The sequence below is a fragment of the Candidatus Methylomirabilis sp. genome, from assembly GCA_036000645.1.
Lineage (GTDB): Bacteria > Methylomirabilota > Methylomirabilia > Methylomirabilales > JACPAU01 > JACPAU01.
Map to the genome: position 1 here is coordinate 1 of DASYVA010000005.1, position 10,281 is coordinate 10,281.

Sequence of the window (10,281 nt, forward strand, 5' to 3'; positions counted from 1 at the left end):
GATGGGTTCTCTACCTGGAAGGCTCAACTGATCTCGCTGTACTGCGTGCTCTTTCAGAGAGGCTAGACCATAATGCATCTGCCTTGCTTGCACGCCCGTTTGTCCACTATGTCGAGAACAAGCCTCAGAAGGCGCGTGACCATTTCTATGGGTTGCGCGAGGCCAAGCAGGATCTCGTAGGTTTCGCTCTATTCGACCATTTGGATCAATCGCTCCAGGATCGGCCCGAGCTCAAGGAGCTAATGTGGCAACGTCGCGAGATCGAGAACTACATCTGCACGGTAGAAACCCTTCTGGCCTACGCCGAAGCCTCTCCCCAGCTGGCAGCACAGGGACCCTTGTTTGAGCGCGCAGAGGCCGAAAGGCGACGTAGTGTCATGCAAGAATGCATCGAAGACTTTGTCCCAAAGGCGGCCCAGCGTAATCCGGCAGATCGCTGGTGGGTGGAAACCAAGGTGAGCGGTGAGTTTTTGGATCGTCTATTTCAAGCCTTTTTCACCAAGCTCGGTCTCCCTAATCTTATGAATAAGACTGACTATCACCGTTTGGCTCGCTATATACCAAGGGACCAAATTGACCCAGAGATATCAACGGTACTCGATTTTATCGTTGAAGTCGCCACTAAATCACGGCCCATCCGCGAGGACGAGGAGGCGTGACACTCAGGATAGCACTCGCAGGGCATACGACGTCATAGAGGAGGGTTGAGCGATGGGCGAGAAGATGAAAGACGGGATCCGGAAGCGCCCCGACCGCCCGAGCCCCTTCTCCGTCGGCTGGCGGGATCCTGAGAGCAAGCGGCTCCGCTGGCGGTCCTTCAAGACGGAGGAAGAGGCCAAGGCGTTCCGGGATACGGTGCGGGTGGACATCCGCCAGGGCACCTATGTGGATCCGAGGCCGATTCCCTTCCGGGACTTCGCCCTGGACTGGCTGGCCCGCCGGCGGCCCACGGTCTCCCCCAACACAGCGGCGCTCCACGAGTGGGCCGTCCAGAAGTACCTCATCCCGGCCTTCGGCCCGATCCCGCTCCAGCGCCTCGGCGCCGAGCGCATCGAACGCTGGCAGGCGGACCTCCTCTCCCGCGGGGAGCCGGGCCCCCGGAGCGTGGAGATCTGCCGGACGGTCCTGGGGACGCTGCTCAAGGACGCCCGGCAGAAGGGCCGCATCTACGTCAACCCGATGGAGGCGGTCCGCCGGTTCCCGGTCCCGAAGCGCGAGCTCCGGTATCTGACGGCGGAACAGGTGCGGCTCCTCTGTGAGCACGTCGGGCGCGTGTACGGGGTGCTGTTCCTGGTGATGGCCTTCTGCGGCCTCCGGATCGGAGAGGCCCTGGGACTCCGCTGGAGCGACCTCGACGCCCGCCACCGCCGGCTGCTCATCCAGCGGCAGGTCATCTGGCGCCGAAAGAAGGACTGCAAGGCCGGGGAGCCACGGTGGGCGATCGCGGAGCCGAAGTCAGAGGCCGGCCAGCGGGCGGTGGAGATCCCGGCGCCCCTGTTCCCATTCCTCGAGGCGCACCGCGAGACGCAGAACGGCTCCCCGAATCCCCTGGGCCTGGTCTTCCCGAGCGAGGACGGGACCCCGCTCTACCCGGGGAACGTCCGGAGCCGGCACTTCGCCCCGGCCCTCAAGGCGCTCGGCGTGGAGGGGATCCGGCCGCACGACTTCCGGCGTACCTTCATCGCCCTGCACGTTGAGGCCGGGACGCACCCGAAGCAGATCCAGGAGCGGGTGGGGCACAGCAGTATCAAGCTCACGATGGACGTATACGGCAAGCTGGCGGGGAAGATGGCCCTCGGCGCTGAGCAGGCGGCCCGGCTGGACGCGCTGGCGACGAAGGCCCTCCCTGCTCCGGAGTAGGTGCTTGGGAAACATTGGGAAACAGGAGGCCCTAAAACAGGCCGAAACCTTCTGGAGCAGCCCGAAGCCTCAGGGGGCCTAAGTGCTTGACAATCTGGACTCTTCTGGAATAGGCTGGAACACCTTGAAAGGACAGGATGCGCTTGACGCGCAAGAGGTCGGCGGTTCGAGACCGCCCGTGCCTACCATTCCGAAGGGATCCCACCGGACGCCGGTGGTGGAGATGTAGGGCATCGCGGGGCCGGGTTGCCCGCGGTGCCCTATTCGTGTCTTCGCAAGGGCGGGATTGTCCGCAGTGATGGGATGAAACAGGTCGTGCTCCTCATGCCCGACGGCACTGAGCGGCCGGCTCCGGCTGCCGCCTCCGCCCGCGACCTGCTGCGGGCGGCGGGGCTCCCGCGGCCGGAGCGGGTGCTGGCCGTCAAGGTAAACGGGGTCCTCCGCGACCTGGCGGCCCCGGTCCCCGCGGGGGCGCGGGTGGAGCCGGTGACCCCGGAGCATCCCGAAGCGCTACCGCTACTGCGCCATTCGGCGGCCCACCTGATGGCAGCGGCGGTCCAGGAACTCTTCCCCGGCACGCAGTTCGCCATCGGGCCGGCCATTGCCGACGGGTTCTACTACGACGTCCAGACCCCGCGTCCCCTGACCCCCGAGGACCTCCCGGCCATCGAGGCCAAGATGGCCGAGCTGGCCAAGGCCCGCCTCCCCTATGAGCGGACCGAGGTCCCGCTCGAAACGGCCCTCCAGGAGGCGCGGGCGTCGGGCCAGCCCTACAAGGTGGAGATTCTAGAAGCGCTCCGGGCGACCGGCTCCTCCCGGCCCGACGCGGAGCTGAGCGGCGAGGCGGAGGCGGGCGCGACGACGGTTTCCTGGTACCGGACCGGGAAGTTCCTGGACCTCTGTCGTGGGCCTCATGTGCCGGATACCTCCTACATCCCGGCCTTCAAGCTCACGCATCTGGCCGGGGCGTACTGGCGGGGGGACGAGCGCCGGCCGATGCTCACCCGCATCTACGGGACCGCCTTCTTCGACCGGAAGGCGCTGGAGGAACATCTCTTCCGCCTCGAGGAGGCCAAGCGCCGGGACCACCGGCGGCTGGGGCGGGAGCTGGACCTCTTCAGCACCGCCGAGGAGGTGGGCGGGGGCCTCATCCTCTGGCACCCCAAGGGGGGGCTGGTCCGCAAGCTCATCGAGGACTTCTGGCGGGAGGCGCACCTCAGCGGCGGCTACGACCTGGTGTACTCCCCGCACGTGGGCCGGGAGCTGCTCTGGAAGACGAGCGGCCACCTGGACTTCTATCAGGAGTACATGTACGCCCCCATGGAGCTGGAGGGGCAGAACTACTACGTGAAGCCAATGAACTGCCCCTTCCACATCATGATCTACAGGGCGAAACCCCGCTCCTACCGGGACCTCCCGCTGCGGTACGCGGAGCTCGGGACAGTCTACCGATTCGAACGGTCCGGCGTCCTCCACGGCCTGCTCAGGGTCCGGGGCTTCACCCAGGACGACGCCCACCTCTTCTGCCGGCCCGACCAGATGGAGGCGGAGGTCCTCCGCTGCGTGGACTTCAGCCTCTTCATCCTCCGGACCTTCGGGTTCACCGACTTCGAGACCTGGGTGGCCACCCGGCCCCCGAAGGCGGTGGGGGACGAGGAGATGTGGGCGCGCGCCACCGAGGCCCTCAAGGGGGCGGCCCGCCAGGCCGGGCTCCCCTTCCAGGTGGAGGAGGGGGGCGGCGCCTTTTACGGTCCCAAGATTGATCTCAAGATCAAGGACAGCCTGGGGCGCCCCTGGCAGTGCACCACGATCCAGTTCGACTTCAACCTGCCGGAGCGCTTCGACATCGGGTACGTGGGGGAGGACAACCGACCTCACCGCCCCTTCATGATCCACCGGGCGCTCCTCGGCTCCCTGGAGCGGTTCCTGGGGGTGCTGCTCGAGCACTACGCGGGGGCCTTCCCCTTCTGGCTGGCCCCCGTCCAGGTCCGGGTCCTCCCGGTCGCGGAGCGCCATCAGGGCTACGCGGGGACCGTCACCGCGACCCTCCAGGAGGGCGGGCTCCGGGCGGAGCTGGACGCCCGCAACGAGAAGGTGGGGTTCAGGGTGCGGGAGGCGGAGCTGCAGAAGGTGCCGTACATCCTGGTCGTCGGCGACCGGGAGGCCGCGGGGGGGGAGGTCTCCGTCCGCGCCCGGGGCCGGCAGACGGACCTGGGACAGATGCCGATGGGGGATTTTCTGGTCTGGGTGCGCGCGCGGGAGGTGATGCCGGTGCCGCGTGGCCGCGGCCCCGGTCATGGAGGAGGTGAGGTCCATCAGTAGGGGGATCCGCATCAACGACCGGATCCGGGTGAAGGAGGTTCGGGTGGTGGGCCCCGACGGGGTCCAGTTGGGCATCCTGCCCGTTCAGGAGGCCCTGGAGAAGGCGCAGGCTCTCTCCCTCGACCTGGTGGAGGTGGCGCCGTTAGCCAAGCCGCCGGTCTGCCGCATCATGGACTACGGCAAGTACCGGTACGAGGAGTCCAAGAAGGCCAAGGAGGCGAAGAAGAAGCAGGTCATCATCCAGCTCAAAGAGATCAAGATGCGACCCAAGACCGACGAGCACGACTTCAACTTCAAGGCCCGGCACGTGGATCGCTTCCTGCGCGCCGGGCACAAGGCCAAGGTGACCATCATGTTCCGGGGCCGGGAGGTGGTCCACACCCAGCTCGGGAAGCGGCTGCTCGATCGGCTGGCCGAGACCCTGAAGGAGATCGCCCTCATCGAGCAGAGCCCCCGGCTCGAGGGCCGCAACATGACCATGATCCTGGCGCCGCGGCCGGAGGTGCGCCGGGCCGAGCGGGCGGCCGCTGCGGCCGGCTCCGGCTCGGCCGGGCCCACGGGGGGAGGCCCAGGTGGGGGGGCGGCAGGACCCCCGCCGGTTTCCCCGAAGTCCTGAAGGAGGAGCGGTCGGCATGCCGAAGGTGAAGACCAAGCGGGGGTTGGCCAAGCGGGTCAAGGCCACCGGGACCGGGAAGGTGCGGCGCTACCGGGCGGGAAAGAGCCATATCCTGACCAAGAAATCGCGCGCCCGCAAGCGCCGCCTCCGGCACGGCGACCTGATCCACCCGGCTGACGTGAAGCGGATCCGGCGCCTCGTCCCCTATCTGTAGGATACCGTCCGGCTCGGCCCCGCGGGGCCGAGCGGCTGACAAAGGAGCCCACGCATGCCACGCGTGAAGGGAGGCCCGGTGACCCGCCGCCGGCGGAACCGGGTGCTGAAGAAGGCGGAAGGGTTCTGGGGCAAGCGGGGCAAGGCCTACCGCAGCGCCCAGGAGGCGGTGAACAAGTCCCAGCAGTACGCCTACCGGGACCGGCGGGCCAAGAAGCGGGACTTTCGGCGGCTCTGGGTTACCCGCATCAACGCGGCCGCCCGGCTCCATGGCCTGTCCTACAGCCGCCTGGTGCATGGTCTCCGGGCGGCAGGGATTACCGTGGACCGCAAGATCCTGGCGGATCTGGCGGTCCGGGACGCCGTAGCCTTCGAGCGGCTGGCCGAGGCGGCCAAGGCGGCCACCCCGGCGTAGCGGTCGGTCCGCCGGACGAGCACCTGCGCCCCGATCTCGGTCGGGGCGAACTTTTTGACGAGGCCCATGCAGGACCTGCTCAAGAGGCTGGATGCCCTGGAGAGCGAGGCCGCGGCCGCTCTCGCGGTTGCCGACGAGCCCGCCCTGGAGGCTCTCCGGGTGCGTTTCCTCGGCCGGCGGGGAACCCTCACGGCCATCCTGCGCGGGCTCGGGGAACTGGCCCCGGAGGCCCGTCCGGTCGTCGGGGAGCGGGCCAACGCGGTCAAGGCGGCGATCGAGGGCGCGCTCGAGGCCCGGCGCGCGGCGCTGCGCGCGGCCACCCGGGCCGGCCTCGCCGCCGACCGCCTGGACATCACCCTCCCCGGCCGCCCCCCCCGGCTGGGCGGCCTGCACCCTCTCACAGCCACGCTCCAGGACATCCTGGAGATCTTCGCCTCCCTCGGCTTCGCCGTGGCCGAGGGCCCCGAGGTGGAGCTGGATTATTACAATTTCGAGGCGCTGAACATCCCCAGAGACCACCCCGCGCGGGACATGCAGGATACCTTCTACATCACTGACGAGGTCCTCCTCCGGACCCACACCTCCCCCGTCCAGGTCCGGGTCATGGAGGCCCAGCCCCCGCCGGTCCGGGTGGTGGTCCCGGGGAGGGTGTACCGCCGGGACGCCGACGTGACCCACAGCCCCATGTTCCATCAGGTGGAGGGACTCCTGGTGGACGAGGGGGTCACGTTCGCCGACCTGAAGGGGACCCTGACCGCCTTCGTCCGCCTGTTTTTCGGCGAGGCTACCGGCCTCCGGTTCCGCCCCTCCTTCTTCCCCTTCACGGAGCCGAGCGCCGAGGTGGACATCTCCTGCGTCATCTGCCGCGGCGCCGGGTGTCGGGTCTGCTCCCAGGGGGGGTGGCTGGAGATCCTGGGCGCGGGAATGGTGGACCCGGAGGTCTTCCGGTTCGTGGGCTACGACAGCGAGCGGTTCACCGGCTTCGCCTTCGGGATGGGGGTGGAGCGGATCGCCATGCTGCGCTACGGCATCGACGACATCCGGCTCTTCTTCGAGAACGACCTCCGGTTCCTGGAGCAGTTCCATGCCGTGTAGCGCGGCGGCGGAGGAGAGGTGCGGCGCGAGGGCCGCGCGTCCATGACGACGCCGCCGCTGCTCACCGAGGCCGACGTGGCCCGCGCCATCGGGGAGCGGAGCGTCGCGGCGGAGCTCGTCCACCCGGGGGGGAAGACCCCCACGGTGGAAGCGGCCGCGGCGGCCCTGAAGGTCAGCACCGCCCAGATCGTGAAGTCCCTGATCTTCCTGGTGGACGGTGCCCCCCACCTCGTCATCAGCAACGGAACCGGCCGGGTGGATGCCCGAGCGCTGGCGGCCGCCCTGGGGGCGGGAAAGGCCCGCCTGGCGCGCCCCGAGGAGGCGTCGGCCCTGACTGGGTACGCCGTGGGGGGGATGCCTCCCTTCGGCCACCGGCAGCGGCTCCCGGTCCTGGTGGAAGCGCGGGTTCTGGAGCAATCTGTGGTCTACGCCGGGGGGGGGAGCGATGGCGCCATGCTCCGCGTGAGCCCCCAGGAGCTGGTCCGGGCCACGGGGGCGCGCCTCGTCTCGGTCGCTCCCGCCGACCCGGGAGGCCACTAGCCGTGCGCATCTCCTACGCCTGGCTCAAGGAGTTCCTGGGCGAGCTTCCCCCGCCGGCGGATCTCGCGAGCCGCCTGACGATGGCCGGCCTCGAGGTGGAGGCCGTCGAGGCGGTGGGGGGGGACTTCAGCCAGGTGGTGGTGGGCCGGGTCGAGACGACCGCCCCCCACCCGATCTCCGGGAAGCTCACCTGCTGCCGGGTAACCGTCGGCGGGGAACCCCTCCCGATCGTCTGCGGGGCCCCCAACGTCAGGGCGGGGGACTGGGTCCCCGTCGCGCTCCCCGGCGCCGTCCTCCCCGGGGGGCGGCGGATCGAGGCCACGCCCATCCAGGGGGAGCGCTCCCAGGGGATGCTGTGCTCCGAGCGGGAGCTGGGCCTCGGCCCCGATGGGGACGGGATCCTGATCCTCCCGGGGCCGCTCACGCTGGGGCGGCCGCTCCAGGAAGCCCTCCCCGTGGCGGACCACCTCCTGGGGATCGCCGTCACGCCGAACCGGGGGGACTGCCTCTCCCACCTGGGGGTGGCGCGGGAGGTGGCGGTGCTCACCGGTTCCCGCCTCACCGTGCCCCGCCGACTTCCGCGGGAGGGCAAGGAGGCGGCGAAGCGCCTGGCGGGGGTGCAGATCGCCGACCCCGACCTGTGCCCGCGCTACGTCGCCCGGGTCATGAGGGGCGTGCGGGTCGGTCCCTCGCCGTTCTGGCTCCGCCGCCGGCTGGAAGCGTGCGGGATTCGGCCGATCAATAACGTAGTGGATGCCACCAACTACGTCATGCTGGAGGTCGGACAGCCGATCCACGCCTTTGACCTCAGTCTGTTGAAGGAGCGGCGCGTCGTGGTCCGCCGGGCTCGAGCGGGGGAGCACCTGACCACGCTGGATGGGGTCACCCGCCCTCTCAGCTCCGGGATGCTGGTGATTGCGGACGCCGCCGACCCGGTGGCCGTGGCGGGGGTGATGGGGGGGGCCGGCACCGAGGTCCGCCCGGACAGCACCGACCTCCTCCTGGAGAGCGCCATCTTCGACCCGCTGAGCGTCCGCCGGACCGCCAAGGCCCTCGGCCTCTTGACCGAGGCCTCCTACCGCTTCGAGCGGGGGGTGGACCCCGGGGCCCCGGCGGGGGCAGCCGACCGGGTGGCCCATCTCATCCAGGAGACGGCCGGGGGGACCGTCGCCCCCGGCCTCCTGGACGCGAAGCCGGTTCCCCTCGTCCCGCGCCGCGTGACCCTGCGCCTGCCCCGAGCAGCGGCCATCCTGGGGGCGCCGGTGGAGGCGGCCGCCGCGAGCCGCATCCTCCGGGGCCTCGGCTTCGCGGTCCGACGCGGGCGCGGGAGGAGTCTCGCGCTCACGGTCCCCTCCTGGCGAGCCGACGTGACCCGGGAGATCGACGTGATCGAGGAGGTCGCCCGGGTCCAGGGTTTCGAGAAGATCCCGGCCTCCCTTCCTGCCGGCCGGGCGGTGATGCCCGCCCGCCTGGAGGAGAGGCGGCTCGAGGGAGCCGTCCGGCGCCTGTTGGTCGCCTCCGGGTATCAGGAAGTGGTCAATTTCTCCTTTACAAGAGAAGAGGCGTTTGATACGTTCACGCTGCCGCCCGGTCACCCGCTCCGGGATGCGGTCAGGATCCGGAATCCGCTGGGGGGCGGGGAGACATTGCTCCGCACCTTCCTCCTGCCTGCCCTCCTGCAGGACCTGCTGACCAACGAGCGCCATGGGATCCGGTCGGCGTGGCTCTTCGAAGTCGCCCACGTCTATCGCCCGATCGCCGGGGAGCGGCTTCCCCGGGAGGAAGGGCGGCTGGCCGCCGTGGCCAGCGGCGCGCGCGGGTGGATCCACTGGAGTGGGGACACCGGAGCCGTCGACTTCTTCGACGCGAAGGGGACGCTGGAAGCGTTGGGCCGGACCCTGGGGATCCCGATCGCCTTTGGCGCGGAAGGGCATGTGCCGTACCTGCACCCCGGACGTCAGGCAGTCGTCTTGGCGGGCGGGGAGGCCGTGGGGTCGGCAGGGGAGGTCCACCCGGAGGTCTGTGCCCGCCTGGGGCTCGGGGGGAGACCGGCGGCCTTCGAGGTAGATCTCGATCGCCTCCTGGCCCGCGCGACCCCGGTGGCCCAGCACCGGCCGCTCCCCCGGTTCCCGGCGGTGATCCGGGACGTGGCGGTGTTGGTCCCGGCGGACCTCCCGGCTGCCCGGGTCCGGGCGGTGATCGAGGCGGCCGGTGGGGCACTGGTGGAAGCGGTCACGCTTTTCGATCTATACGAGGGGGAGAAGATCCCGGCCGGTCACAGGAGCCTGGCCTTCTCGGTGGCCTATCGGGCCGCCGACCGGACCCTGACCGATGCCGAGGTAAACGCGGCCCACGGGGAAGTCCTGGCACGGCTGCAGGCCGAGCTGGGGGCCAGCATCCGGTAAACGGCGTGGGCGGCGGGGGCGGCGATGCTCATGGACCGGCTGGAGGAGCTGGAGAGGAAGGTCCGGGAGGCGGTGGCGATCCTCCAGGAGACCCGGACCCAGAAGGAGGCCCTGGAGGCCCGGCTGCAGGAGCTGGAGCGCCGGATGGAGTCGCTGACCGATACCGTCCGGCGGGAGCAACAAGAGAAGGAGCACCTCCGGGCCTCCCTGCAGCGCCTCGAGGCGGAGCGGGAGGAGATCCGCTCCCGCCTGGATGGCCTCGTGGAGGAGGTCGCCAGGGCCGAGGCGGCCCTGAGGGAGCGGCACTGATGCCAGCGGACGAGCATGTCTCCCAGGTGGAGATCTTCGGCGAGCGGTACACCCTGCGGGCCAGCGAGGACCCGGCGTACATCCGGCGGGTCGCCCAGTACGTGGACACGAAGCTGTACGAGGTGGCGAAGGGGGCCCCGGCCATGCCCTCGGTCCGGATGGCCGTGCTGGCCTCCCTCAACATCGCCGATGAGCTGTTTAAGCTGGGGGAGGCCCGGGAGCGGGAGACGGCGACCGCGCTGGCCAAGATCGCAGAGCTGAGCCAGTCTCTCGATCAGGTGGTCTCCGCCCGCGCGTGAGGGCGCGGTCGGAGGGAGGGCCAGACATCGAGGCCGGAGGAGAGTGGCGCACGCGGAGTGGTACGGGAGAGTTCCGCATCCCCTACCGTGTTCGTGATGGGGCAGTGTTCCTTGAGCCAACACGCGAAGCCTGGGAGCCCTCTTCCCGGCGTGGTGTGCAGGCCCGCCCTTCGGGAGCGGGAAGCCTAAAGCGCCGACGGGGCACCC

11 protein-coding genes and 1 other RNA gene are annotated in these 10,281 nt (G+C 69.8%); all 12 read left to right on the forward strand.

The genetic code is table 11. The features are described 5' to 3' along the window. Positions 1 to 659 (forward strand): AAA family ATPase (locus VGT06_00140; protein HEV8661542.1); only part of this gene is annotated, 659 nt, incomplete at its 5' end. 52 nt (positions 660 to 711) lie between these two features. Next, on the forward strand, positions 712 to 1,860 hold the full coding sequence (locus VGT06_00145) for a tyrosine-type recombinase/integrase (protein HEV8661543.1): 1,149 nt from the start codon (positions 712 to 714) through the stop codon (positions 1,858 to 1,860). Between the two features lie 303 nt (positions 1,861 to 2,163). Further along, positions 2,164 to 4,182: a threonine--tRNA ligase gene (gene thrS / locus VGT06_00150; protein ID HEV8661544.1), complete on the forward strand. Its 2,019-nt coding sequence runs from the start codon at positions 2,164 to 2,166 to the stop codon at positions 4,180 to 4,182. Further along, entirely contained in the window at positions 4,157 to 4,798 is a 642-nt protein-coding gene (gene infC / locus VGT06_00155; GenBank protein ID HEV8661545.1) for a translation initiation factor IF-3, read from the forward strand. Before thrS ends, infC begins: the two co-directional genes overlap by 26 nt. A 16-nt stretch (positions 4,799 to 4,814) precedes the next feature. Further along, complete coding sequence (rpmI, locus tag VGT06_00160; GenBank protein HEV8661546.1) at positions 4,815 to 5,012, forward strand: 50S ribosomal protein L35; 198 nt, start codon at positions 4,815 to 4,817, stop codon at positions 5,010 to 5,012. 54 nt (positions 5,013 to 5,066) lie between these two features. Then, positions 5,067 to 5,426 carry a 50S ribosomal protein L20 gene (rplT, locus tag VGT06_00165; GenBank protein ID HEV8661547.1) on the forward strand — a complete coding sequence of 120 codons (360 nt, stop codon included), beginning with the start codon at positions 5,067 to 5,069 and terminating at the stop codon, positions 5,424 to 5,426. 75 nt (positions 5,427 to 5,501) lie between these two features. Continuing rightward, on the forward strand, positions 5,502 to 6,521 hold the full coding sequence (gene pheS, locus VGT06_00170; protein HEV8661548.1) for a phenylalanine--tRNA ligase subunit alpha: 1,020 nt from the start codon (positions 5,502 to 5,504) through the stop codon (positions 6,519 to 6,521). A gap of 18 nt (positions 6,522 to 6,539) precedes the next feature. Further along, complete coding sequence (locus VGT06_00175; protein HEV8661549.1) at positions 6,540 to 7,061, forward strand: YbaK/EbsC family protein; 522 nt, start codon at positions 6,540 to 6,542, stop codon at positions 7,059 to 7,061. A 2-nt stretch (positions 7,062 to 7,063) separates the two neighbouring features. Continuing rightward, positions 7,064 to 9,466 (forward strand): phenylalanine--tRNA ligase subunit beta, encoded by a 2,403-nt coding sequence (pheT, locus tag VGT06_00180; GenBank protein HEV8661550.1) that lies wholly within the window; start codon positions 7,064 to 7,066, stop codon positions 9,464 to 9,466. Positions 9,467 to 9,490: 24 nt separating this feature from the next. After that, a complete protein-coding gene (locus VGT06_00185) occupies positions 9,491 to 9,775 on the forward strand; it encodes a hypothetical protein (protein ID HEV8661551.1) in 285 nt (94 codons plus the stop codon). Further along, positions 9,775 to 10,074, forward strand: a complete 300-nt coding sequence (locus VGT06_00190; protein ID HEV8661552.1) for a cell division protein ZapA — start codon at positions 9,775 to 9,777, stop codon at positions 10,072 to 10,074. The genes VGT06_00185 and VGT06_00190 overlap by 1 nt, the downstream gene beginning before the upstream one ends. Before the next feature lie 76 nt (positions 10,075 to 10,150). Then, positions 10,151 to 10,281: non-coding RNA, 6S RNA (gene ssrS / locus VGT06_00195), on the forward strand; the annotation flags it as partial.

Excerpts from the sequence above, each read along its gene's own strand:
- VGT06_00145 (HEV8661543.1), top strand. The coding sequence starts at position 712 with ATGGGCGAGAAGATGAAAGACGGGATCCGGAAGCGCCCCGACCGCCCG.
- thrS (HEV8661544.1), top strand. The coding sequence starts at position 2,164 with ATGAAACAGGTCGTGCTCCTCATGCCCGACGGCACTGAGCGGCCGGCT.
- infC (HEV8661545.1), top strand. The coding sequence starts at position 4,157 with ATGGAGGAGGTGAGGTCCATCAGTAGGGGGATCCGCATCAACGACCGG.
- rpmI (HEV8661546.1), top strand. The coding sequence starts at position 4,815 with ATGCCGAAGGTGAAGACCAAGCGGGGGTTGGCCAAGCGGGTCAAGGCC.
- rplT (HEV8661547.1), top strand. The coding sequence starts at position 5,067 with ATGCCACGCGTGAAGGGAGGCCCGGTGACCCGCCGCCGGCGGAACCGG.
- VGT06_00185 (HEV8661551.1), top strand. The coding sequence starts at position 9,491 with ATGCTCATGGACCGGCTGGAGGAGCTGGAGAGGAAGGTCCGGGAGGCG.
- VGT06_00190 (HEV8661552.1), top strand. The coding sequence starts at position 9,775 with ATGCCAGCGGACGAGCATGTCTCCCAGGTGGAGATCTTCGGCGAGCGG.